General features: G+C 65.1%; 25 protein-coding genes. 19 read left to right on the top strand and 6 right to left on the bottom strand.

Translation table 11 applies throughout. The features are described 5' to 3' along the window. Positions 1-73: 73 nt before the first annotated feature. Together PKE72_RS16310 and PKE72_RS16305 are read right to left on the bottom strand one after the other, a co-directional pair. Positions 74-295, bottom strand: a complete 222-nt coding sequence (locus PKE72_RS16310; RefSeq protein WP_271166417.1) for a con-10 family general stress protein — start codon at positions 293-295, stop codon at positions 74-76. A 117-nt stretch (positions 296-412) separates the two neighbouring features. Further along, complete coding sequence (locus PKE72_RS16305; protein ID WP_271166416.1) at positions 413-577, bottom strand: hypothetical protein; 165 nt, start codon at positions 575-577, stop codon at positions 413-415. A 111-nt stretch (positions 578-688) separates the two neighbouring features. Here PKE72_RS16305 and PKE72_RS16300 point away from each other — a divergent pair, with 111 nt between their 5' ends. Next, positions 689-982 (top strand): DUF883 C-terminal domain-containing protein, encoded by a 294-nt coding sequence (locus PKE72_RS16300; RefSeq protein ID WP_271166415.1) that lies wholly within the window; start codon positions 689-691, stop codon positions 980-982. A gap of 184 nt (positions 983-1,166) precedes the next feature. Here PKE72_RS16300 and PKE72_RS16295 read toward each other — a convergent pair whose 3' ends face one another. Beyond that, positions 1,167-1,868 carry an MBL fold metallo-hydrolase gene (locus PKE72_RS16295; RefSeq protein WP_271166414.1) on the bottom strand — a complete coding sequence of 234 codons (702 nt, stop codon included), beginning with the start codon at positions 1,866-1,868 and terminating at the stop codon, positions 1,167-1,169. A 192-nt stretch (positions 1,869-2,060) separates the two neighbouring features. Between PKE72_RS16295 and tig the strand changes: the two genes are divergently transcribed. From tig to PKE72_RS16270, 5 genes are all read left to right on the top strand, one after another. Next, positions 2,061-3,404 (top strand): trigger factor, encoded by a 1,344-nt coding sequence (tig, locus tag PKE72_RS16290; RefSeq protein ID WP_271166413.1) that lies wholly within the window; start codon positions 2,061-2,063, stop codon positions 3,402-3,404. Positions 3,405-3,520: 116 nt separating this feature from the next. Continuing rightward, positions 3,521-4,465, top strand: coding sequence for a hypothetical protein (locus PKE72_RS16285; protein WP_271166412.1), 945 nt, complete (start codon positions 3,521-3,523; stop codon positions 4,463-4,465). Between the two features lie 77 nt (positions 4,466-4,542). Further along, positions 4,543-5,475: a hypothetical protein gene (locus PKE72_RS16280; RefSeq protein ID WP_271166411.1), complete on the top strand. Its 933-nt coding sequence runs from the start codon at positions 4,543-4,545 to the stop codon at positions 5,473-5,475. A 90-nt stretch (positions 5,476-5,565) separates the two neighbouring features. Further along, entirely contained in the window at positions 5,566-6,213 is a 648-nt protein-coding gene (locus tag PKE72_RS16275) for an ATP-dependent Clp protease proteolytic subunit (protein ID WP_271166410.1), read from the top strand. Between the two features lie 72 nt (positions 6,214-6,285). Continuing rightward, positions 6,286-6,606 (top strand): hypothetical protein, encoded by a 321-nt coding sequence (locus PKE72_RS16270; RefSeq protein WP_271166409.1) that lies wholly within the window; start codon positions 6,286-6,288, stop codon positions 6,604-6,606. Positions 6,607-6,619: 13 nt separating this feature from the next. Here PKE72_RS16270 and PKE72_RS16265 read toward each other — a convergent pair whose 3' ends face one another. Continuing rightward, a complete protein-coding gene (locus PKE72_RS16265) occupies positions 6,620-7,276 on the bottom strand; it encodes an HAD-IB family hydrolase (RefSeq protein ID WP_271166408.1) in 657 nt (218 codons plus the stop codon). Between the two features lie 194 nt (positions 7,277-7,470). Here PKE72_RS16265 and clpX point away from each other — a divergent pair, with 194 nt between their 5' ends. Beyond that, positions 7,471-8,739, top strand: a complete 1,269-nt coding sequence (gene clpX, locus PKE72_RS16260) for an ATP-dependent Clp protease ATP-binding subunit ClpX (protein WP_008260240.1) — start codon at positions 7,471-7,473, stop codon at positions 8,737-8,739. A gap of 102 nt (positions 8,740-8,841) precedes the next feature. Here clpX and PKE72_RS16255 read toward each other — a convergent pair whose 3' ends face one another. Next, the gene (locus tag PKE72_RS16255) at positions 8,842-9,030 is read right to left on the bottom strand and encodes a hypothetical protein (protein ID WP_271166407.1); all 189 of its coding nucleotides are present in this window, start codon (positions 9,028-9,030) and stop codon (positions 8,842-8,844) included. Between the two features lie 693 nt (positions 9,031-9,723). Between PKE72_RS16255 and PKE72_RS16250 the strand changes: the two genes are divergently transcribed. From PKE72_RS16250 to secF, 4 genes are all read left to right on the top strand, one after another. Further along, complete coding sequence (locus PKE72_RS16250; RefSeq protein WP_271166628.1) at positions 9,724-10,776, top strand: M23 family metallopeptidase; 1,053 nt, start codon at positions 9,724-9,726, stop codon at positions 10,774-10,776. A 102-nt stretch (positions 10,777-10,878) separates the two neighbouring features. Then, the gene (yajC, locus tag PKE72_RS16245; RefSeq protein ID WP_271166406.1) at positions 10,879-11,196 is read left to right on the top strand and encodes a preprotein translocase subunit YajC; all 318 of its coding nucleotides are present in this window, start codon (positions 10,879-10,881) and stop codon (positions 11,194-11,196) included. A gap of 33 nt (positions 11,197-11,229) precedes the next feature. Further along, positions 11,230-12,822: a protein translocase subunit SecD gene (gene secD / locus PKE72_RS16240; protein WP_271166405.1), complete on the top strand. Its 1,593-nt coding sequence runs from the start codon at positions 11,230-11,232 to the stop codon at positions 12,820-12,822. After that, positions 12,822-13,811, top strand: coding sequence for a protein translocase subunit SecF (gene secF, locus PKE72_RS16235; RefSeq protein WP_271166404.1), 990 nt, complete (start codon positions 12,822-12,824; stop codon positions 13,809-13,811). The genes secD and secF overlap by 1 nt, the downstream gene beginning before the upstream one ends. A 75-nt stretch (positions 13,812-13,886) precedes the next feature. Here the strand turns inward: secF and PKE72_RS16230 are convergent, their stop codons facing one another. Further along, a complete protein-coding gene (locus tag PKE72_RS16230) occupies positions 13,887-15,092 on the bottom strand; it encodes a pyridoxal phosphate-dependent aminotransferase (RefSeq protein ID WP_271166403.1) in 1,206 nt (401 codons plus the stop codon). Positions 15,093-15,192: 100 nt separating this feature from the next. Here PKE72_RS16230 and PKE72_RS16225 point away from each other — a divergent pair, with 100 nt between their 5' ends. From PKE72_RS16225 to PKE72_RS16190, 8 genes are all read left to right on the top strand, one after another. Beyond that, positions 15,193-16,209, top strand: a complete 1,017-nt coding sequence (locus PKE72_RS16225; protein ID WP_271166402.1) for a hypothetical protein — start codon at positions 15,193-15,195, stop codon at positions 16,207-16,209. A gap of 4 nt (positions 16,210-16,213) precedes the next feature. Then, the gene (locus tag PKE72_RS16220; protein WP_271166401.1) at positions 16,214-16,927 is read left to right on the top strand and encodes a TVP38/TMEM64 family protein; all 714 of its coding nucleotides are present in this window, start codon (positions 16,214-16,216) and stop codon (positions 16,925-16,927) included. A 284-nt stretch (positions 16,928-17,211) separates the two neighbouring features. After that, positions 17,212-18,252 carry a rod shape-determining protein gene (locus PKE72_RS16215; protein WP_008260883.1) on the top strand — a complete coding sequence of 347 codons (1,041 nt, stop codon included), beginning with the start codon at positions 17,212-17,214 and terminating at the stop codon, positions 18,250-18,252. 150 nt (positions 18,253-18,402) lie between these two features. Beyond that, positions 18,403-19,509: a rod shape-determining protein MreC gene (gene mreC, locus PKE72_RS16210; protein ID WP_271166400.1), complete on the top strand. Its 1,107-nt coding sequence runs from the start codon at positions 18,403-18,405 to the stop codon at positions 19,507-19,509. After that, complete coding sequence (locus tag PKE72_RS16205; protein WP_271166399.1) at positions 19,506-20,024, top strand: hypothetical protein; 519 nt, start codon at positions 19,506-19,508, stop codon at positions 20,022-20,024. Before mreC ends, PKE72_RS16205 begins: the two co-directional genes overlap by 4 nt. Beyond that, positions 20,021-22,015, top strand: coding sequence for a penicillin-binding protein 2 (gene mrdA / locus PKE72_RS16200; protein ID WP_271166398.1), 1,995 nt, complete (start codon positions 20,021-20,023; stop codon positions 22,013-22,015). Before PKE72_RS16205 ends, mrdA begins: the two co-directional genes overlap by 4 nt. Beyond that, the gene (rodA, locus tag PKE72_RS16195) at positions 22,015-23,169 is read left to right on the top strand and encodes a rod shape-determining protein RodA (RefSeq protein ID WP_271166397.1); all 1,155 of its coding nucleotides are present in this window, start codon (positions 22,015-22,017) and stop codon (positions 23,167-23,169) included. Before mrdA ends, rodA begins: the two co-directional genes overlap by 1 nt. Before the next feature lie 67 nt (positions 23,170-23,236). Then, a complete protein-coding gene (locus tag PKE72_RS16190) occupies positions 23,237-24,250 on the top strand; it encodes a LacI family DNA-binding transcriptional regulator (protein ID WP_271166396.1) in 1,014 nt (337 codons plus the stop codon). Positions 24,251-24,273: the final 23 nt, after the last annotated feature.

The raw sequence follows: 24,273 nt of genomic DNA, 5'->3' as shown, positions 1-24,273 counted from the left end.
TCCCAGAGGCTTGTCATAGAAGAAGGGCGGAGCACTGAATGCTCCGCCCTTTTTGGACTCTCTGTGTGGACGTCTATTCAGCTTCGTCCGAAGCGGCGTCCTTCTTGGGGCCGTGAGAGGCCTCGCCGCCCTTGCGTCCGGCCTGGGCCGCCAGGCTGCGGTCTTGCGAGAAGCTTCTCTTTTCGCTGGGGACGCTGGCGCCCCCCTTGCGCGCGATCTCGCGTTGACGTTCGGGATCCATGGAGGCGAAGCCTCGCTTGGAAACGCCGGAGGGTCGCGTCGGTTGGCTGTCCATCGGTGTTCCTTTCAGTGCTGCCGTTGCGCTTGCCGATGTGAACCCTGTGACTCGGTGACGGTTCCGTGCGGAACTCCGTTTTACTGTCCCGCCTCTGAACGTCATTGTGGTTTGACTTTAAACGGCTCCGTAGGGTCGGGAATCACCTTCGCCGCCACCGCCGGGTTCCATCGGCGGCATTTCGTCCGGCGTGTCGGATGGATCGATTTCGGGCTGGGGCGTAGGCTCGGGCTGGATCTCGGGTTGCGGGTTTCCTGGGGGCGTGGGTTCGACATAGGTCATGAACATTCTCCTTGGCTTTGAAGAACGCCACCCGACCCGCAATGTTCACGAGCCTAGGCTGGAACTGGATCGTGGCGGGCCGGTTCAGTGTCGGAACCCTCGGAGATCATCATGACCCAGACACCCATCGCCCCCGCATCGCCCGACGACATCGTCTTGGAAGACGACACCCTGACCCAGCGCTTGGACCGTCAGGCCGACGCCATCCTCGCCGAGAGCGAGCCTCGCAGCTTCGAAAACACGACCTCCATCCGACAAGCCCTGCGCGAGGACGCCGAACTGATCCGCAGCAAGGTGATCGGCCGCGTCGAAACCGCCCGCGACGGCATCCGTGACGAACCGATGAAGACCACCCTCTACGCCTTGGGCGTCGGTGTGATCATCGGCATGCTGCTGCGCCGATAGACACCCTCTCCCGCCGGGAGAGGGCTTGAGCGCACGGCGGCGAAGCCGTCGTTGTGGCGCGACCCGAAGGGCGGCGCGAAGCAGCCAAAGGGTGAGCGGCAAGGTGGTGCGAGTTGGCCCACCGTCGGCCCCCCTCATCCGGCCCTTCGGGCGACCTCCTCCCGCAAGGGGAGAAGAAAGCAATCTAAGCCGGCCCTACCGGCTCCCTCTGGATCGGCGCACTCCGCAGCGCCGCGTCCGACACGAACGGATTGGTCCGCCGCTCTTCGCCGAAGGTCGAGATCGGCCCGTGGCCCGGCACGAAGGTGACGTCTTCGCCCAGCGGCCACAACTTCTCCACCACGGCGCGGATCAGGGCGGGCGGATCGCTCATCGGGAAGTCGGTCCGGCCCACTGATCCCTTGAACAACACATCCCCGACCTGGGCGAATCGCGCCGCGCGATTGAAGAAGATCACATGGCCCGGCGTGTGGCCGGGGCAGTGGCGCACCTCCCAGGTCGTTTCGCCCAGACTGACCCTATCGCCGTCTTCCAGCCAGCGGTCGGGGGTGAAGGGGCGGGCGTCCGGCAGGCCGTACATCCGACCGCTTTCAACGATCCGGTCAATCCAGAACTGATCGGCCTTCTGCGGCCCGGTGATCTGGACCCCGGTCTTTTCCTGCATTTCCGCCGCGCCTCCTGCGTGATCCAGGTGGCCGTGTGTGATCCAGATCTGGTCCAGGGTCAGGCCGCGCCGCGCCACCTCGCCCAAAACCGCATCCACCGAGCCGCCCGGATCAATTACCGCCGCCTTGTTCGTGGCGGTGCACCAAACGGTGGTGCAGTTCTGCTGAAGCGGCGTAACGGGCGTGACGAAGACGCCGATGGGGGAGGCGGGCTGGCTCATTCGGCCAACATAACCCCCGATGCGGCGTGAAACCACTGTCCGAGGCCACGCTCGCGTTGACCTTTGGAGCCCTTCTCGACATAAGGGCGGGCTTCGAGGCGCCGCTCCTAACGGGGCGGCCTTCTTGCTTTATCCATTCCGCGCCGGCCGTCTCGACGGTCCATGCGCCCCAGAGCGTCAGAAATCCCGACCATGCAAGTCGTCGAAAAGTCGAACGAAGGCCTCAGCCGCGTGTTCGCGGTCACCATTCCCGTCGCGGAGCTGAACGAGAAGCTCGAAGCCCGCGTCAAGGAAGTCGCCCCCCAGGTGAAGCTCAAGGGCTTCCGTCCGGGCAAGGTGCCGGTCGCCCACGTCAAGAAGACATTCGGCCGCGAGTTCATGGGCGAGATCATCAACGCCGAACTGAACGAGACCAGCCAGAAGGCCCTGGACGAGGCCAAGGTCCGTCCGGCCGCCCCGGCCGAGATGAAGCTGACTTCCGACATGGACAAGGTCATCGCCGGTCAGGAAGACCTTGCCTATGAGATGTCGCTGGAGATCATGCCGGACTTCACCCCGGTCGACCCCAAGACCCTGAAGCTGGACCGCCCGACCTACGAAGCCTCGGACGCCGATCTGGACGAAGCCCTGGCGGAGCTGGCCGGCCAGGCCAAGTCCTACGAGGACAAGAAGGGCAAGACCGTCAAGGCCGCCGAGGGCGACCAACTGACTATCGACTTCCTGGGCAAGCTGGACGGCGAGCCCTTCGACGGCGGCGCCGCCGAGGACGCGGACCTGGTGATCGGCTCAGGCCGTTTCATCCCCGGCTTCGAAGAGCAGCTGACCGGCGCCAAGGTCGGTGAAGAAAAGACCATCGAGGTCACCTTCCCCGAGAACTATCAGGCCGCCCATCTGGCCGGCAAACTGGCCACCTTCGACGTCAAGGTGAAGGCCATCAAGGCCGAGGTCGAAGCCAAGGTCGACGAGGACTTCGCCAAGCGCATCGGTCTGGAATCTCTGGACAAGCTCAAGGAACTGCTGAGCCAGAACCTGAACCAGCAATACGCCGGCGCCGCCCGCTTCAAGCTGAAGCGCGCCCTGCTGGACCAGCTGGACACGGCCCATGACTTCCCGCTGCCGCCGAAGATGGTCGAGGCCGAGTTTGACGGCATCTGGCAACAGGTCGAGGCCGACAAGGCCGCCGGCCGCCTGCCGGAAGAGGATGCCGCCAAGTCCGACGAGGACCTGAAGGCCGAATACCGCAAGATCGCCGAGCGCCGCGTGCGCCTGGGTCTGGTCCTGGCCGAGATCGGCCGCGCCAACAACGTCCAGGTCACCGACCAGGAGCTGAACGCCGCCCTGCTGCAGGAAGCCCGCAACTATCCGGGCCAGGAACAGGCCGTCCTGAACTTCTACCGCCAGAACCCCAACGCCGCCGCCCAGATGCGCGCGCCGATCTATGAGGAGAAGGTCGTCGACCTGATCGTCGGCCTGGCCGAGGTGACCGACACCCCGATCACCAAGGAAGAGCTTCTGAAGGAAGACGAAGAGGCCTGATCGCTTTCGTCTTTACCGCAAGATAGGGGCGCTCCGTCGGAGCGCCCTTTTTTGTTGACCGAACGACGGGTTGCGCCCCCTTATGATTGTCGGAGAGCAAGAAAGGGGTTGAGGTCATGCTGACGAAATTTGCCGCAGTGCTAGCTGCAGTTGTGAGCGTGCAGGAGCAGACCCCGGCTGATCCGAATGCGGCTTTGCATATCGACAGCGTTGAGGTCGTCGGCAGCCGGCTCGAGGATGCCGCTCAAAACTTTGTGCGGACGGTGGACGTCGAACCACCGCTGGGAACCTTGCCCGGTCGATGGACCAAGCCCCTTTGCATAAGCGTAGCCAACTTCCGCGCGCCTTGGGGACGGTTCATGGTCGATGGCCTGACGAGACGCGCGATTGATGTGGGCTTGGACGTCTCTGGTCCTGGGTGCCATCCAAACGTCCTCATTGTCGCTTCGGGTGATGGAGCGCAAACGGCAGACGCCATTGTCAAGCTTGATCGCCGAAGGTTCCGGCCGCCTGTCGATCACTCCAGTCATGACTTGTCCGATCTTAATCATTTCCGGCGGTCGGATGCGGCTGTGAGGTGGTGGCAAGTGACCTATCCACGCACACTGGCGGAAGGCGAAGTGATGGGCGGTCGCGCTAGTGGCATTGAGACGTGGGGCGAAACGAACCAAGGCCTGATTTCACCAAAAATGGCGGTGCGCAATCCAAGCCTGATCGCCCCGACGATCCGCTACGACATCGAGACGGTTACTGTGGTGGTTGATCTATCGAAGACCGGCGACGTACCCATGTCTGCGCTCGCGGATTACATCGCCTTGGTCACCCTTGCGCAGATTGATCCGCGAGAGCGCTTCGACGGTCAATCCACTGTTTTGAATATGTTCAACGAACCTGGCCGCTACGCGTCCATGACGGATTGGGACGTGGACTATATTCACGCCGTCTACGCCGCTGATCTCACGCGCAATTCTGTTCGAGGGCATCAGGCCGAGGTCGCGCGCGCCCTTGTCGCTCGGCGACAGGCCCGGTTTGCGGAAAACTCCGACAAAGCGCCCGAGTGAAAAGGCCCATTTTTCATCAAGCGCGACATGGACATTTAATGGCATGATCCCCTGCGGACGATCCAGGGGGTGTTGGAATGTGGCTTGTTATAGCAGCGGCTTTTGCCATCTCAGGACAGCAGCAGGATTCTGGGCAGGATCGAACGATTTCTCGCGAAGCCACCGAGGTCGAGAGTATCGAGGTGACGGGAAGGCGTCTTGAGGACGCCGCGCGGGACTTTGCGCGGTCGGTGGACGATCGGCCGCCTCTAGGCACGCTGCCAGGTCGCTGGGCCAAGCCGCTCTGTATCAGCGTCGCCCATTTTCGGGCCCCCTGGGGTCAGTATGTCAGTGACGGTGTTGGTCGGCGCGCCGCAGAAGTGGGGCTGGATGTCGGCGGGCCGGGATGCCGGACCAACGTCCTTATCGTGGGCGCCGAAGACGGTGCGCGTATGGCCGACAGTCTGATTCGCGCCGATCGTCGTCGCTTCCGTGATCGGGTCGATCATTCCAGCAAGGATTTGTTTGATCTCGAGCGATTTAGAACCTCCGACGCGCCTGTCCGTTGGTGGCACATAACCTATCCTCGCAGCATCGATGAAGGCGTGCTCATGGGCGGCCGCTCCCTGAATTCGCCAGACGCTTCCGCGCCGGTGATGGCTGTCCGAGCGCCTAGCTTGATACGACCGACGCTGAGGTATGACATCGAAACCGTCACCGTGGTGATTGACCTGTCCAAGACGGCAAGGACGTCCATGGCGGCCTTGACCGATTACGTCGCCATGGTGGTGCTGACCCAAATAGACCCTTATCGAGCGCCGATGGCGCATCCTTCCGTCCTGAACGTTTTCGAGGAGCCTGACCTTTATCCAGAGGGGATGACGGACTGGGATATCGACTATATGCATGCTGTTTATGACGCAGACCTAAATCGCAACAGTGTGGCCGGACATCGCGCCGAAGTGACGCGCGCCTTGACGGAACGACGGCGGCAGCGGTCTAGCGAAGACGTCTCTCTGGGCGAGGACTAGCAGCAACGCCTTGCGCGGCGGCACATTGGACGCGATATGCTGGAGCGAACCGGCGCGACAGGCGCCGGACCTTGCACCCGAGAAGGCTGAATGCGCGATCCGATCGAACTGATGAACATGAACCTCGTCCCGATGGTGGTCGAGCAGTCCAGCCGGGGCGAACGCTCCTTCGACATCTTCTCGCGCCTGCTGCGCGAGCGGATCATCTTCCTGACGGGGCCGTTCGAGGACGGCATGGCCTCGCTCATTTGCGCCCAGCTGCTGTTCCTGGAATCGGAGAATCCCAAGAAGGAAATCTCCATGTATATCAACAGCCCCGGCGGACAGGTGTCCTCGGCGCTCGCGATCTACGACACCATGCAGTACATCAAGAGCCCGGTTTCGACCGTGGTCATGGGCATGGCGGCCTCGGCCGGCTCGCTGATCCTGACGGCCGGCGCCGCAGGCCAGCGCATCGCCCTACCGAACGCGCGCATCATGGTGCACCAGCCGTCGGGCGGCTTCCGCGGCCAGGCTTCGGATATCGAACTGCACGCTGCCGATATTCGCTACACCAAGCGTCGTCTGAACGAGATCTACGTCCATCACACCGGCCGGACTTATGAGGAAGTCGAAAAGACCCTCGATCGGGATCACTTCATGTCGGCCGAAGAGGCTAAGGCTTGGGGCATCGTGGATCACGTCTATGACCGCCGCGAACAGGCCGACGCCGACGGCGTGAAAACGCCCGGCCACTAAGCCGTCTGACGACAGGTAAAAAGGGCGCGCCTTTGCGGCGCGCCCTTTTCATTTTGTGCTATCGGAACCGCCATGCAGTTCACACGAGATCCAAGCGGCACGGTCGAAGTCGACGGCGAGACCTATGTGTGGGAACTCCGCCGCCAGCCTCAGCCCAAGGGCGGCAATGTCTGGGAGGGCATGGCCGTGTCCCTGCGACACGCCGACTTCAAACGCGAGGCCATCGTCCAGTTTCCGCCGCCCTTGCGCCCCAACGGCCGGCCGGACGTCGAGAAGCAGCGGGTCAATGTCGACGCCGTGCGCAACGCCGTCGCCTCGGCCATCGAGGCGGGATGGGACCCTGCGTCGCGCGGCAAGGCCGTGGTCTTTGACGTCGACGCCGACGGGAACTGACTCCGCCCAGGCTTCAAGGCCGGGCTTTGAACACCCGGAACCCGGCCTCCTGCGCCATCGCCAGCATCTCGCGGTCGCCCGAGGTGTCGCCATAGGCGGCGGTGAGCGTCATATCGTCGCTGTAGGCGGCCTTCAGCCGCCGCACCTTCTCCTCGCCCCGACAATTGGGGCCGGCGAAGGCGTCGGTCACGCGGTCCTGTGCATCAAAGGCCAGCTGTGTGCCCAGCAGGGCCTCGGCCCCCAGCCGACGCGCAAACGGCGCCACCGTCGTCTCGGGCGAGGCGGTCACAATTACGCGATGAGCGCCGCGCCGGCCCCAGTCGTCCCAGACCGCAAGGGCGTCCGGCCGCATCAGTCGCGACCACATGACCTCGGCGAACCGCTCCGCCTCCGCCTCCAACGACTCGCGGGTCTCCCCGGCTAGGAATTCCTTCACCGAGGCGACCTTGATCCGTCCCCGGTCTCGATGTCGCCCATAGGCCGCCAGGGCCGGGGCCAGCTTGACCAGGCCCAGGGCCCAGCCGCCCGGCCCGGCCTTCCAGCGCAGGAATTCGGTGAAACTGTCGCGCACGGTCAGTGTGCCGTCGAAATCGAAGGCCACAATCGGCCCCGCCTGTCCCGATTTGGTCCGAGACTGGCGCAAATCCTGCAGGCTTCCCATGTCAGACATTCGCCTTGATCCCCAACGACACTGATCCATCCACGCACTGCAACAATCCTCTGCCGCCTTCGGGGTTGTCGTTGAACGTGGGATGGGTGATTGTCATTTTTTGAAGACCTTTGCGTCCAGAGTGCTGGAATCAACGTGGAGGAAGCGCGTTTCGGGCCATTTCGGTCCGCTCCGCGGGAGTGAGATAAGGGTCTATGACCAAAGCAGCCGGCTCTGACGCCAAAAGCACCCTGTACTGCTCGTTCTGCGGAAAGAGCCAGCACGAGGTCCGCAAACTGATTGCGGGCCCGACCGTTTTCATCTGCGATGAATGTGTCGAATTGTGCATGGACATCATCCGTGAAGAGCACAAGATCGGGTTCAAGAAGACCACCGACGGCGTACCCACGCCGAAGGAGATCCGCGACGTCCTCGACGACTATGTCATCGGCCAGTCGCACGCCAAGAAGGTCCTCTCGGTCGCGGTCCACAATCACTACAAGCGTCTGAACCACGCGACGAAGAACAACGACGTCGAACTGGCCAAGTCGAACATCATGCTGATCGGCCCGACCGGTTCGGGCAAGACGCTGCTGGCCCAGACCCTGGCCCGAATCATCGACGTGCCATTCACCATGGCCGACGCCACCACCCTGACCGAAGCCGGTTATGTGGGCGAAGACGTCGAGAACATCATCCTGAAGCTGCTCCAGGCTTCCGACTACAATGTCGAACGGGCCCAGCGCGGCATCGTCTACATCGATGAAATCGACAAGATCAGCCGCAAGTCGGACAATCCCTCCATCACCCGCGACGTCTCGGGCGAAGGCGTGCAGCAGGCCCTGCTGAAGATCATGGAAGGCACGGTCGCCTCCGTGCCGCCTCAGGGCGGCCGCAAGCATCCGCAGCAGGAGTTCCTGCAGGTCGACACCGCCAACATCCTCTTCATTGTCGGCGGCGCCTTCGCCGGCCTGGAGAAGGTGATCTCGGCGCGCGGGGCAGGGGCCTCCATCGGCTTCGGCGCCCAGGTCAAGGAAATCGACGAACGTCGCACCGGCGACATCCTCAAGGGTGTCGAGCCTGACGACCTGATGCGTTTCGGCCTGATTCCCGAGTTCATCGGCCGTCTGCCCGTTCTGGCGACGCTGGAAGACCTGGACGAGACGGCCCTGGTCACCATCCTGACCGAGCCGAAGAACGCCCTGGTCAAACAGTACAAGCGCCTGTTCGAGATGGAGAATGTCGAACTGACCTTCACCGACGACGCCCTGATCGCCGTCGCCAAGAAGGCCATCACCCGCAAGACCGGCGCGCGGGGTCTGCGTTCGATCCTGGAAGGCATTCTGCTGGAAACCATGTTCGAACTGCCGACCTTCGAAGGCGTCGAGGAAGTGGTGGTCAACGCCGAGGTCATCGACGGCAAGGCCCAGCCTCTGCTGATCTATTCCGAAGCCTCCAAGAAAAAGGCCGACGGCGCCGCCTGATTCCGGCTTTGTCGCTGAACAAACCAATGGCCGGAGCCGCAATGCTCCGGCCATTTTTTTCGTCCTTATCCCTTGGGAGAGAAGGCGACGAGCGGCTTGTTTTCAGCCCAGCACCAGCACATGACCGCGATGGGCTTCCGCCTCGGCTCGGGCGCTCCTCACAGCGCTTTTGGCGTCGGTGAAGACGCCCTCGAACAGACCGTCACTGGAGGTGACGCGCCATTGCCCATTCGCGGGCCGGATCGTCAGGGTCTCGATTGCGGAAGGAGTGGGGGCGGGGGCGGCGATCATTGCACCCACCTGTGCTGGTCGCGATTGAGTCGATCCGCCTCGGCCTGCAAACGCGCCGCCAGCCGTTCGGCCGTTGCCCGATCGGGCAGGGGACGGGTCATCGCGTCGTTGACGGCGACGGCCCATCCGGCGGCGCTTGGCACGACTCTGTATCGTCGGGGCGGCGCCGGATACGCGGCTCCGCCTTCCACATAGCCCCGCATCATCGTGACGGCCCCCGGTGAATCGGCGCGCCAAACAGGGCGCCTATAACGGTCAAGGCCATCTTCCAGATGGAGGGTGGGGCAGCGGGGCGTTTCAGCGACTCCGCCAGCAAATGTGAACGGCTCATGGTCATCTCCTTCGCCGATCAGAAGACGCCCGAACCTCGTAAAGCCGCCATGTCAAACACGGAGGCTGGCATAATGCGGGCGTCAAAAATGCTTGGTCGGACTTTCCGGTGGAACTGCCGGCGCCGTATATTAAGCCGTTGAAACTGGAAATATTCCTGCAATCTGGCGGCCTTCTTGATGACCGCATCGTCGTGGTGACGAAATACGTCCTCCAGTGCGCCGCCGTCTTACGTCTGCGGGCCGAAGACCGCGTTAACCTTCACGCCCAACTTTGGCGATGATTGCGGGCTTGGCTTGGGCGGCGCGAGCGGGCACACCGGGCGGGCGGATTTAACCATGTGAGGAGCGGCCGGTGGCGGTGATGTCGGGCTGGATAAGAGCGGTTGTGATCGCGGGGGCGTCGCTGAGTGCTGCGGCCTGTATGACCTATCCGTCCGAGCCGCGGTATTCGACGCGACCGACGCCGGCCGGGCAGGGCGCCTATCCGTCCCCGGCGCAGCAAGGCCCGTACGGACAGCCGACCACTCAGCAGCCGCAGCCGCAAGCGACGGCGCCCGTCGGCCAGGTGGACGGGGGATATCTGCCCCCGCCGGTCACGGTGACGCCGACGCAGCCGACCTATGTTCCTCCTGCCTCCTCCTATCCGACGTCGCCGGCCCCCTCAGGCGTGGTGACGCCGGGCGCCGCCTATGTGATCCAGCCGGGCGACACGATCTCGGGCGTCGGGCGCCGGTTCCAGACACCGGTGCAGACCCTGATCGATCTGAACGGCCTGGGGCCGCGGGGGGCGATCACGACGGGGCAGAGAATCATTCTGCCGGACGCCGCCGTCGATACGGGGCGCGATCCCTACGCTACCGGGCCGTCGCCGGCCGGGGTGCTGGTCCCGAACACCGGCGTGGTTCCGCCGCCCCCGCCGCCGCCCTCGGGCAATGCGGCCCTGCCGGCCCAGACCCGGCCGGTTGAGACTCCCGCCCGTCCGCCAGTGAGCGCCGCCCCGTCGACGACGCCCATCGCGGGCGGTCCCATCGCCCTGCAATGGCCGGTGCGGGGCGACGTCCTGCGCCGGTTCGGCCCGGTGGGCATGGGCGAGCGCAACAATGGGATCAATATCGGCGCCTCGGCCGGCGCCTCGGTTGTGGCGGCCGCCGGCGGGCGTGTGGCCTATGTCGGCGACGACTTGGTGGGCCAGGGACTGACGGTCCTGATCGTCCACAACGGCGGCTGGCGCACCGTGTACGGCCATCTGGGTTCGGCCACGGTCAAGGACGGCGACGACGTGCGCGCCGGACAGCAGATCGGCACCGTCGGCCTGACCGCCGGCGACGGCCGCCCCTCGATCCATTTCGAGACCCGCCAGATGCGCGGCGACGACCCCGTCGCGGTCGATCCGCTGACCGTATTGCCGCGCTGACGCTTAGCCGCGTTGCAATCCGCGAGACGGAGCCCTAGGTTCCGCGCCTCGTTTTAATGGGGCGCCGACGAGGGCAGCCCCCCTTGTGTTCGGAGACTACCCATGGGCGCCCCAGCTGACGGCGGCATGATGGCCGTGATCATGCAGTTCCTGCCGATCGTCGCCATCTTCATCCTGTTCTACTTCCTCCTGATCCGTCCGCAGCAGAAGCGGGCCAAGGAACATGCAGCCGCCATCGCCGCCGTGAAGCGCGGCGACACGGTCGTGCTGTCCAGCGGGACCATCGGCAAGGTGACCCGCGTCGAAGAGGGCGAGGTCAATGTCGAGATCGCTCCCAGCGTGAATGTACGCGTCGTCAAGACGATGATCGCCGAGGTGCGCAATCGCACCGCCATCGCCGCCAACGATTCCAAGGCCTGACACCAAGCGTATCGCTGAACCTGGACTGTCCTCATGATTCAGCTGTCGCGCTGGAAAGTCATTCTCGTCGTCGCCTCGGCGATCCTGGGCTGCCTGCTGGCCTTCCCGAATCTGCTGAGCCCGGCTCAGCGGGAGGCGATGCCCGGTTGGCTGCCGAAGAACGCCCTGAACCTGGGGCTGGACCTGCAGGGCGGGTCGTACCTGCTGCTGGAAGTCGATGTGGCCGCGATGCGCGAGAAGCGCGTCGCCAATCTGATCGAGGACGTGCGGGTCACGCTGAACGGCGAGGGCATCGCCACCAACGGTTTCCAGCGTGAGGCCGGCGGCGTGATCGTCACCCTGGCCAATCCGGGCCAGCAGACGGCGGCTTTCGAGGCGCTGCGCCAGCTGGCCGGGGCGGCGGGGCCGTCGGGCCAGGTCGAGCGGGCCGCGACGCGCGTGGGCGGGGACCGCATCCGCTTCGCCTATACGGACACAGCCCTGGCCGGCATGGGATCGACCGCCGTGGACCAGTCGATCGAGGTGGTGCGCCGCCGGATCGACAGCCTGGGCACGCGTGAACCCTCCATCACCCGTCAGGGCGCCGACCGGATCGTGGTCCAGGCGCCGGGCGAAAGCGACCCGAGCAAGCTGGAAGAAGTGATCGGCCAGACGGCGCAGCTGACCTTCCAGATGGTGGACAGCGAGAATTCGGTGACGGATGCCATGGCCGGCCGCGTGCCGCCGGACGCCGAACTGCTGATGGACGAACAGGGCACGCCTTATCTGGTCAAGAAGCGGGTGCTGGTGTCGGGTGAGAACCTGACCCGAGCCGGCGTCGGCGCCGACCAGAGCGGTCGCCCGGCCATCGACTTCCGCTTCGACGGCGCCGGCGCACGCCGGTTCGGCGAGGCCACCGCCAACAACCTGGGCAAACCCTTCGCCATCATCCTGGACGGCAAGGTGATTTCCGCGCCGACGATCCAGAGCGCGATCACCACGGGTTCGGGCCAGATCACCGGCAGCTTCTCGATTCAGGAGGCCGCGACGCTGGTGAACCTGCTGAACGGCGGCGCCCTGCCGGCGCCGCTGAACGTCGAGGAGCGCCGGACGGTGACGGCCGAACTGGGCGCGGACGCCGTGGCGGCGGGCGCTCTGTCTACCGCCGTGGGCTTTGCGATCATCGTGGTGTTCATGATCCTGGCCTACGGCTTCCTGTTCGGGGGCGTGTCGGTCGTCGGCCTGGTGCTGAACGGGGTGCTGATCGTGGCGGCCATGTCGCTGACCCAGGCGACCCTGACCCTGCCGGGCATCGCCGGTCTGATCCTGACTTTCGCCGTGGCCGTGGACGCCAACGTCCTGATCTATGAGCGGATGCGTGACGAGGCGCGGTCGGGTCGAAGCGTGATCGCCAGCATGGATGCCGGCTTCTCCAAGGCCTGGGGCACGATCCTGGACGCAAACGTCACCACCCTGGTGGCGGCGGCGATCATGTTCGTCTTCGGCGCCGGCCCGGTGCGCGGCTTCGCCTGGACGCTGAGCATCGGCGTCTTCACCTCGGTGTTCTCGTCAGTTCTGGTGGCGCAAGTGCTGCTGGCCTACTGGCTCAAGACCGCCAAGCCCAAAAAACTGCCGATCGCGGAGTGATGGCGATGCGTGGATGGCCCCTCATCAAACTGCTGCCGCAGAAGACGAATTTCCATTTCGTCAAATATGCCCGGTTCGCCGCGGTGCTGTCGGTGGTTCTGTGCGTCGCCTCGATCGTGGCGTGTTTCATTCCCGGCCTGAACATGGGCATCGACTTCCGGGGCGGCGCCTCGATGGAGGTGTCCAAGCCGGCCGGTCAGGCGATCGAGCTTGACCGGGTGCGCGAGGCCGTCAACGGCCTGAACCTCGGCGACGTCCAGGTGCAGGGCATCGCCCGCCGCGACACCAATGTCGATGACGGCTCGACCGCCATCCTGCGCTTCCAGGTGCCTGAAGGCCGAGACCAGACCCAGGTGGTCAACCAAGTGGAAAGCGCCATCAGCCAGACGGTGGGCGAGGTCCAGTATTCGGGCGTCAGCGTCGTCGGCTCCAAGGTCTCGGGCGAACTGTTCACCTCAGGCCTGCTGGCCCTGGCCGTCGCCATCGGCCTGATGTTCCTCTACATCTGGTTCCGGTTCGAGCCGCAGTTCGGCTTCGGCGCCGTGATCGGTCTGCTGCACGACGTGATCCTGACATTCGGTCTGATCGTCCTGTTCCGGCTGGAGTTCAGCTTGAACATGGTCGCCGCCATCCTGACCGTCATCGGCTATTCGATGAACGACACCGTGGTGGTGTTCGACCGCCTTCGTGAGAACCTGCGCAAGTACAAGACCATGCCGCTGCGCGAGGTGATCGACCTGTCGCTGAACGAGACCCTGTCGCGGACCATCATCACCGGCGTGACCGCCGTCATGGTGCTGGCGGCGCTGGCCATTTTCGGAGGCGAGGCCCTGTTCGGCTTCTCGGTCGCCCTGATGTTCGGCATCATAGTCGGCACCTATTCGTCGATCTATGTCGGCGCGCCGATCATCCTGCTGTGGGGCGTCAAGCGCGGCGCCCTGGCCGAAGACGCCAAGCCGATCAAACTGGGCATGGCCAGCAGGCCCTGATCGAGCGGACATCGAGGCAAAGAAAAACGGCGGCTCCTTGCGGGGCCGCCGTTATCGTTTGGGCGATAGTTCGTTCTATCGCAGCGAGGCGGCGAAACGCTGGATGCGGGTGCAGGCTTCTTCCAGCACGACGTCGGAGGTGGCGTAGCTGATGCGGAAATAGGGCGACAGGCCGAAGGCCTCGCCCTGGACCACGGCGACGCCCTCGGCGTTCAGCAGTTCGGCGGCGAAGGTGGAATCGCCGTCGATGACCACGCCCGATTCCGTCGTCTTGCCGATCAGCCCGGCGATGGACGGATAGACGTAGAAGGCGCCTTCGGGCGTCGCGCAGGTGAGGCCGGTCGCCTGGTTCAGCATCGAGACGACCAAGTCGCGGCGCTTCTCGAAGGCGGCCTTGCGCTCGGGGATGAAGTCCTGGGTTCCGTTCAGGGCCTCGACCGCCGCCCACTGGCTTATGCTGGTGGGGTTGGAGGTCGTCTGGCTGGCCACCTTGCGCATCAGGTCGATCAAGGGCTTGGGGCCGCCGGCGTAGCCGATACGCCAGCCGGTCATGGCATAGGCCTTGGACACGCCATTGACCGTCAGGGTGCGGTCGATCAAGTCGGGCGCGATCTGGGCGATGGTGGTGTATTCGAAGTCGCCATAGACGAGGTGCTCGTACATGTCGTCGGTCAGCACCCAGACATGCGGGTGGCGACGCAGGACATCGGCCAGGGCCTGCAGTTCCGCCTGGGTGTAGGCGGCGCCGGTCGGGTTGGACGGGCTGTTCAGGATCAGCCACTTGGTGCGGGGCGTGATGGCGGCCTCCAGCACTTCAGGACGCAGCTTGAAGCCGTCCTTTTCCTCGCCCACCACAGTGACGGGCTCGCCGCCGGCCAGCAGCACCATGTCGGGGTAGGAGACCCAGTAGGGGGCGGGCACGATGACCTCGTCGCCGGGGTTCAGGGTGGCGACCAGGGCGTTGAAGATGACCGGCTTGCCGCCGGGGGCGACGTGGATCTGTGAGACGTCATAGGTCAGACCGTTCTCGCGGGCGAACTTGGCCACGATGGCCTTCTTCAGCTCGGGCATGCCGTCTGCGTCGGTGTATTTGGTCTCGCCGCGATGGATCGCGTCGATGGCGGCCTGTTTGATATTCTCGGGCGTGTCGAAGTCGGGCTCTCCGGCGCCGAGGCCGATCACGTCGCGCCCCTCGGCTTTAAGCTTCCGGGCCTGGGCGGTGACGGCGATGGTGGCCGAAGGCTTGACGCGGGCGAGGGCGGAAGATTGCAGGCTGGACATGGGTATCCCGTGACTCTGGACGTTTTTTGCCGGGAGAGGCGCCGCTGTTTACGTGGCGAGGAAGGCGTGTGCAAATGATCCGACGTGTCGGAGATAAAGAATGCTGATCGCCGCCTTTCTCGCCACACTGGCCGCCACCCAGGCCGAGCCGCCGCGCGATTGCCGCGACGATAATTGGCGCGACCGGTGCGCAGCCGACGACCGCGCGCGTGTCGAAGGTCTGTTGGGCATCGCCGCCATCGAGGCCGAAGCCGAGACCGAGGCGGAAGTCTATCGGGCTCGCTTCGTGGATGGATATGGCCGCGACATGCCGGCGGTGGCCTTTGTGAGACGCCCCGGCCAGGATCCGATGGTCGAGGTATCCGGACAGGACGGCCGCAAGATGACGGCGCCGGTCGATCCCGAGGTTTGGCAAGCGGTGCTGGAGGACGCCCGCTTTGCGGATCGAACCCTCACCCCGGAAGACGGTACGACGCAGGAGGCGTCGATCTGTCTCCATTCGTGGGTGGTGTCGGTCGAAATGGCGAACAGCCGACCCGACCACTGGGAGGACGTGCCAGTCCGCCGCGTGACGCAGAGCGCCTGCGGCGGCGCGCTGGCCGTCAAATACGCCTTTGATCTTGCGAAGCTGGCGGTCGAAGCCTTGCCGCCTTGCCAGCTTCTAGATGAAGACAAGCAACGCAACCAGGTGACGATCTTGGCCTCTTGCCTGGGGTTGGAGGGCGACCGCTTCGCTGCAGCAACGTTATGGAACGCTCAGATAGACGGCGGACCTACGCGAAAGCGGGATCTCGCCGATGCCAATGCCTGGAGGGCCTATATGGGGACGAACGGTTCGCCGACGCTCGACTGGCAAGGCGAGGTGGTGTCCACGGATCGTAGTCGGAACAATCGGGTGGCCGAACTGGTCGTGCGCAAGTTGGCGGAAACGCCGGACATGTCGTTTAGGCCGACGAAATTTCGCGGGATCAGCAGAACACGAGCCGAACTCGAAGGGCGGTTAGAGGCGGGCGACGACCGTTTCGCCCCCTATCGCCAGACCTGGATCTGGGATCCAAACCTGTCGGAATGGATGTTGGAACGCTGGACCGTGGAGCCATTCTCCGTCACGGACTGACGCGATGAGTCGGTTTTTCGATTTTCTGCTGAACATGGAGGCGCGGCGCTGGCGCGCCGTGCTGGCGACGATTGTATTGCTGGGTGCGATGATCGGCCTGTTCGCCGTGGGCAAGAGTCAACTGGGGCTGGACGCCGAGGTGCGGCTGGAGGCCTGGCTGGGCGGGTTCCGGCATGGGCCGTGGGGTCTGCCGGCGGCGGCGATCGTCTTTACGGTCGCGGCCTTCTTCGGTGCGCCGCAGTTCATCCTGATCGCCGCCTGCGTCGTGGCCTTCGGACCCTGGTTCGGATTTTTGTACAGCTGGATCGCCACGGTCGCCTCGGCCGCTGTCACCTATTGGATGGGGCGCGGGCCAACGGCGCGGCTGCTGGAGCGGCACGGCGGCAAGACGGTGGGGCGGCTGACCCGGTTCGTGGGCAAGAACGCGTTCTACGCCAGCTTCATGATCCGTAACGTGCCCTCGGCCCCCTTCATCGTCGTCAATATGGCGTTCGGCGCGGCGCGGGCGTCTTTCCCCGGGTTCCTGGCGGGATGCGCCCTGGGGGTGCTGCCAAAGACGGCCTTGGTCGCCTTCTTCGGCGGATCCTTCATGACGGCCGTCAGCGGCGACGGGATCTGGACTTCGGTCATATTGGCGGGAGTGGCCCTAGCCTGGTTGGGGCTAATGCTGGGCGTGCGCGAATGGGTCCGGCGCCGCGAGGTCGCGCGGGGCGACTGATCGCGTGGGACGCGAAGGCAGCATGTTTCACAGGCCGTTCAACCCCCTCATGACGCTAACGTGAACGGCCTCAAGGGCCAAGCTTCTACAGGGCTGGGGGTGAACTGGGGTCCGTCACGCGAAGGGGGTTGTATTCCCTGTTTCATACGGGCACACGAGCCAGCGGTAGGCGTGGCGAAGACGATCAGGAAGCTGTCCGGCAAGGGGATGTCGGGGCAGCGGGGCGTCGCCAGGTCAACTGCGAAACTGACGCCCTCGGTCAAAGAACAACGGTATCGATTCCCATGAGCTTTTCCCTTTTCGGCGCGATCTCCAACGACATCGCGATGGACCTGGGCACCGCCAACACCCTGATCTACATGAAGGGCAAGGGCATCGTCCTGAACGAGCCCTCGGTCGTGGCCCTGCGTAATGTCGGCGGACGCAAGATCGTCCACGCCGTGGGCATAGAGGCCAAACAGATGCTGGGCCGCACCCCGGGCCACATGGAAGCCATCCGCCCGATGCGCGACGGCGTCATCGCCGACTTTGAAGTCGCTGAAGAGATGATCAAGCACTTCATTCGCAAGGTGCATAACCGCAAGGGCTTCGTGAATCCGAAGATCATCGTCTGCGTGCCGTCCGGCGCCACGGCGGTCGAGCGTCGCGCGATCAACGATTCCTGCCTGAACGCCTCGGCCCGCCGCGTGGGTCTGATCGACGAGCCGATGGCCGCCGCGATCGGCGCCGGCCTGCCGATCCACGAGCCGACCGGCTCGATGGTCGTCGATATCGGCGGCGGCACCACCGAGGTCGCCGTCCTGTCGCTGTCGGGCATCGTCTATTCGCGTTCGGTCCGCGTCGGCGGCGACAAGATGGACGACAGCATCATCAGCTACATGCGTCGCAACCATAATCTGCTGATCGGCGAGACCACCGCCGAACGCATCAAGAAGGACATCGGCACCGCCCGTATCCCGGCCGACGGCGAAGGCCTGTCGATCGAGGTCAAGGGTCGCGACCTGATGCAGGGCGTGCCGCGCGAGGTCCGCATCTCGGAACGTCAGGCCGCCGAGGCCCTGGCCGAGCCGGTGACCCAGATCATCGAGGCCGTGAAGGTCGCGCTGGAAGCCACCCCGCCGGAACTGGCCGCCGACATCGCTGACAAGGGCATCATGCTGACGGGCGGCGGCGCTCTGCTGCGCGGCCTGGACATCGAGATCCGCGATCACACGGGCCTGCCGGTCTCGGTCGCCGACGATCCGCTGTCGTGCGTCGCAATCGGTTGCGGCCGCGTGCTGGAACATCCGCGCTGGATGAAGGGCGTGCTCGACTCGGCGTTGTGATTTTTCGATCCGCGGCCGGGTGAAAGCCCGGCCGCAAATCCTTTTCAGCCCTGCGTGATCGACGGTTCCATTCCGGCCCCGATTTTGCGATAGGCAGGCAGACGGCAGGGGTCCCTTGCCGATTCCAACCCCTTGTGTGGAAGGTCGCCCGTGGCGTTTCGCGACGGCCCCTTTGAGAACCTGAAGGTGCCGCTGGCCTGGACCGCCGCGGTGGTCGCCGTCGTGGGCATGATCGGGGCGGGCCTGCTATTGCTCAGCGACCGCACGGCGCCGGACGGCGCCGCCGGCTACAATGCGGTTCGCGGCGCGACGGAAACGGTGACGGGGCCGGTCAGCGGCGTGCTGGCGGCGCCGGTGCGCTGGATCGGCGCTGTGACGGACTATGTGGGCGGCTATTTCTTCGCGGTATCAGAGAATCGACGCCTGAAGGCGGAACTGGCTGAACTGCAGCCGTGGCGCGACCAGGCTATTGCCCTCAAGAATATCAACGGCCGCTACGAGGCCATGCTGGGCCTGCGGACCGAGCCTGCCGTTCCCATGTTGACGGCGCGGGCCATCTCCGAGAGCCGGGGGCCTTTCAAGAACGCCAAGCTGATCGACGTCGGCGGAGCCAAGGGCGTGCGCATTGGCAATCCTGTCATCAACGAGCACGGTCTGGTCGGTCGGGTGACCGGTGTGACCGGCGGTGTCAGCCGCATGGTTCTGTTGACCGACGTCGCTTCGCGCACGCCGGTGCTGGTGGACCGCACCGACGCACGGGCCCTGCTGACCGGCGACGGCAGCGGCAACCCGCGGCTGGAGTTCGTTCGTGGCGCCGGATCGGTGCAGGCGGGCGACCGGATTTTGAGCTCGGGCGACGGCGGCGGCCTGCCGCGCGGGATCCCGATCGGCATCGCCGCCAAGGGCATCGACGGCAGCTGGCGCGTCAAGCTGTTCAGCGATCGCGGCGCCATCGACTATGTGCGGGTGCTGCTGTTCCAAGACTTCGGTCAGCTGATCGATCCGAACGTGCTGAACGCCCCGCCCCTGGCCGGCCTGACCACAGCCCCGCCGCCCAGCGAGGCGCAGGCAGGCGCCATCGGCGATGCGGCCGCGCGCCGTCAGGCTGCGGCGGAGGCCCAGGCGGCTCGCGCGCGCTCCGCTGCAGCGGCGCCGGCTCCGACGCGGCCAACCCCCGCTCGCTCCGCCGAGACCGCGCCCCAGCCGCCGCCACAGACCTCGCCGGAGCCCGCGCCGGCCCCGGGGGGCGTGACGTGAGACGGCCCGTCGCGGTCCGCGTCGTCGGACCCCTGCAGTGGATTATCTATCCGGCCCTGGCGGCGGTCGCCGCAACGATCGTCTTCGCCACGCCCGTCGAACTGTTCGGCCTGACTCTGCCTGAGCCGGTGTTTCCGATGGTGCTGGCCTTCGCCTGGCCTCTGATCCGTCCATCGATGACGGCGCCGGCGGTGCTGTTCGTGCTGGGCCTGTTCCTGGACCTGTTCTGGGGCGGGCCTCTGGGGCTGTGGCCGTTGTGCCTGATGGCGGTTTATGCGGTGATCCTGCTGTCGCGCAATCTGCTGGCGGGGCACGAGGGGTTGATCCGTTTCGCCTGGTACGCCGCCTGTACCCTTGGCGCCTTCCTGACGGCCTATGTGATCGTGGCGATCCGGGCGGCCAATCCGCCGTCGATCCTGTCGCTGATCGGCCAGGTCACGCCGACCCTGATCCTGTATCCGATCGCGGACTGGATGCTGGAACGCTTCGACGACGGGGATACCCGGTTCCGATGAGCGGCGAACCCTCCATCTTCTTCGCAGACGTCAACGAGCGCCAGGGCTCCTTCCTGCGCCGTACCTTCGTGTTCGGCGGTCTGACGGGACTGGGGGTGGCGGCCCTGATCGGTCGGCTGGCCCAACTTCAAGTCGTTCAGGCCCAGGAGTATGCGACCCTGTCGTCGCAGAACCAGTTCAACTTCCGTATGGTCCCGCCGCCGCGCGGCCTGATCAAGGACCGCAACGGCGTGGTCATCGCCGGCAACCGCCCCAGTTTTCGGGTGCTGGTGGTTCGCGACGAGACCAAGGATCTGGACCAGACCCTGGACCTGCTGGGCCGGCTGCTGCCCGACACCCTGGAGCGTCGTCGCGCCATTATTCGCGACGTCAACGCCTCGTCCAAGTTCAACCCGGTCCCGGTCAAGAGCGACCTGACCTGGGAGGAGTTCGCCAAGGTCAATCTGTACGCCAACGAACTGCCCGGCGTCATGGCCGACATGAACGACGCCCGCTACTATCCGTTCGGCGGGTCGTTCGCCCATGTGATCGGCTATGTGGCCAAGGTCAACGACCGCGACATCAAGGCGATCCGCGACAAGGGAGAGACGCCGCCGCCCCTGTTGTTCAACCCCAGTTTCCGCATCGGCCGCCAGGGGGTGGAGAAGGCGCTGGACGCGGCTTTGCGCGGCGAGCCTGGGGGCAATCGCGTGGAAGTGGACGCCCGCGGCCGGGTTGTGGCGGAGGATGTCGGCGGGTCCCGTCCTGCAGTGCCCGGACAGGAGGTGGTCCTGACGCTGGACGCGGATGTTCAGAACCGGGCGCTGGAAGTGTTTGGCGAGGAGTCCGGCGCCTGCGTGGTGATGGATGTGCGCAACGGCGACATCCTGGCGATGACGTCTGCGCCGTCGTTCGATCCGAACCTGTTCGTCGGCGGCGTGCCCTCAAGCGTCTATCGCGCGCTCGCCGACTATGAGCGGCGGCCACTGACAGACAAGGCGCTGGCGGGAACCTTCGCCCCGGGCTCGACCTTCAAGCCCGTTGTCGGTCTTGCGGCCCTGAAGCGTGGAGGCGATCCAAACCGGCGTATCGTCTGCAACGGTTCTTATTATTTGGGGCGACGGTTCGCCTGTCTAGGACGTCACGGCTCGTTAGACATGCGAGGGGCGATCAAGAACTCCTGCAACGTCTATTTCATGACATTGGCTGTGGAGATGGGGCCGGACGCCATCGCCGAGACTGCGCGGGAACTGGGGTTCGGCCAGACTTTCGATATCGGCGTCTCCGGCCAGAAGCCCGGCCTGGTTCCCGACCGCAAATGGCGACGCGAAAATCCCGTTCGGGGCGACGGCAAATGGTATCCAGGAGAGACGCCCAGCTACGGCATCGGGCAGGGGGCCCTGACGGTCAACGCCCTGCAACTGGCCGTCTATGCCTCGAGACTGGCCAATGGCCGCAAGGCCGTGATGCCGCGGCTGATCAAGTCGATCGGGGGCGTAGAGCAGGGCGCCGACCGGATCTTCGCCGACCTTCCCTATGATCCCGCCTTCGGCCAGGTGATGCGCGAGGGGATGGAGGCCGTGACCGACGTCGGCGGCACCGGCTTCAGGAACAGCCAGCTGGGCCTGGGCGATATTCGCATGGCGGGCAAGACCGGCACGGCCCAGGCGCAGAACTATGGCGCGGGTTCGCGCAAGGGCGCGGGCCGACCCTGGGCCCAAAAGGACCACAACCTGTTCATCGCTTTCGCGCCTGCCGACAATCCGCGCTACGCGGTCTCCGTCATCGTGCAGCACGGCGGCATGGGCGGTGGCACCGCCGGCGCGCCACGCGCCCGCGAGGTGATGAAGGTCGCCTTGCTGAAGGATCCCGAGATGCGGGCGCGCATGGAGCGGCCGCCGGCGCCGGATCCGGTCGAGCCGACCTCGCTGGACGAACCGTCTGTCGTGGCGGAAGCGACGCCGCAGCCTCTCGGCGCCGAGCCCCCTCTTCCTTCGACCGAGCCGCGCTGATGACCGCCTCCGCCCTGTCCCGTCCCGGCGAGCGCGAGCGCGTTTCGACTAAGATCAGCCAGATCGACTGGCGTCTGCTCTTGCTCATCTGCGCCGTCGGCGGGGCAGGGGCGATGATGCTCTATTCCGTCGGCGGGGGCTCCTGGTCGCCGTGGGCGGCCAAGCATCTGATGCGGTTCGGCTTCTGCCTGGTGCTTATGCTGGGCCTGTCCATGATCAACATTCGGTACTGGTTCGGTCTGGCCTATCCCATCTATGGTCTGGCGCTGTTTCTGCTGGCCCTGGTGGAGACTCCGCTGGGCTATACCGCTCTGGGCGCCACCCGCTGGCTGGACCTGGGAGTCACCCGTATCCAACCGTCGGAAATCATGAAGATCGGCGTGGTTCTGGCTTTGGCGCGCTGGTACCACGGGGCGTCGGCCCAGGAGGCGAGCTTCCATTGGAAGCTGATCGTCCCCGTCGCCATCATCGGCCTGCCGTTCATACTGGTGGCGCACCAACCCGACCTGGGTTCTGCCATGCTGATCGGTTTGACTGGTGCGGCCATCATGTTCATGGCGGGCCTGAACTGGAAGATCATCGCCGCCGTCGCCGCCGTCGCCATAGTCGCCGTGCCGCCTTATGTGATGTTCGGCATGCACGACTATCAGCGGCACCGGGTGCTGACTTTCCTGAACCCCGAGGCCGATATGGCCGACAAGGGGTATCAGATCGTGCAGTCGAAGATCGCCATGGGATCCGGCGGCCTGCTCGGCAAAGGCTTTGGCCTGGGCAGTCAGAGCCAGCTGGAATTCCTGCCCGAGCGGCATACCGACTTCATCTTCGCCGCCTTCGCTGAGGAATTCGGCTTTGTCGGCACCTTCTTCCTGCTGACCGCCTACGCAGCGATCATATTGATTTCGCTTCGAATAGCCTCGCTATCGCACAGTCATTTCGGAAGATTGGCCGCTTCGGGCGTCATTGCTACCTTCGCCATGTATGTACTGATCAACGGGGCGATGGTCATGGGGCTGGCGCCGGTTGTCGGGGTGCCGATGCCGCTGCTGTCAAATGGCGGCACGGTGATGCTGACGGTGATGATCGGTTTCGGTCTGGTGATGGCGACGCGTGTCCACCGTTACGCCGAACTGCCGAAGGGCCATGGTCTGATATAATGGCGAATGCGCAGACCTTCTTCCGGGTGCTGGACATGAACGCCCTGGGTGTGGTCGTGTTCGGCCGATGACTGTCAAGACCGGCCAGGGCCGCAACCGCACTATGGGCGACATCGCCCGCCTGGCCGGCGTCTCGCCGATGACCGTCTCGCGCGTGGTGAACGGCGACGCCCGCGTCCGAGAGGCGACGCGGACCAAGGTCGAACAGATTATCCGCGAAACCGGCTATGTGCCCGATCCCGCCGCGCGAATTCTGGCGCGGGCCGGGGCAGGGCGGATCGGACTTTTGTACGCCAACCCGTCCAACGCCTATCTGGCCGAGGTCCTGTCCGGCGCTCTGGAAGGGGCGCGATCGGTGGGCTTGCTGCTGCTGATCGAGCCGTCGCAGGCCGGAGCGCCGGAAGAGGAGCGGGAGGCAGTCCAAAGGCTGAGCGCTGGAGGTGCACAGGGGGTGATCGTGCCGCCGCCGCTGGGTGAATCACAGGCCACCCTGGACGCCATCTCTAAGAGCCGGATGAAGGCCGTGGTCCTGGCCGCGCCCGCCGCCAGCGAGGATCTGGTCTCGTTGAAGGTGGACGATGTCGGGGCGGCCCATCAGATGACCAAACACCTGCTGGACATGGGTCACCGGGTGATCGGCTTCATCCTTGGCCGTCAAGACCAGAGCGCCAGCGATGACCGGCGACGGGGCGCGCAGGCCGCCATCGACGATGTGGAAGGTGCAGTTCTTCAGGTCGAACCGGGCGATTTCACCTATCGGTCCGGGTTCGAGGCCGGGCGCCGGCTGCTGGCTCAGTCGCGTCGGCCAACGGCCATTTTCGCCAGTAACGACGACATGGCCGCCGGGGCTCTGGCGGCCGTGCATGCGGCCGGCCTGTCGACCCCGCGCGACGTCTCGGTGGTGGGTTTTGATGACACCTATCTGGCCGCCAGCGTCTGGCCTGGCTTGACCACGATCCGTCAGCCGGTCGCGGCCATGGCGCGGCGGGCGGCTATTATACTGGGTCGTGGCGGCGAGAATTCAGGCCCCGTCGCGCATGAAATGATCCTTCGCGAGAGCACGTCGCCGCCTTCTGATTGACAGGGCGTTTGCGATGCAAGATG

Origin of the sequence: Brevundimonas intermedia, assembly GCF_027922165.1 — a bacterium.
GTDB classification, from domain to species: domain Bacteria; phylum Pseudomonadota; class Alphaproteobacteria; order Caulobacterales; family Caulobacteraceae; genus Brevundimonas; species Brevundimonas intermedia.
Note: the sequence above shows the minus strand (reverse complement) of the source record. Positions and strands in the feature narration are given on the sequence as shown.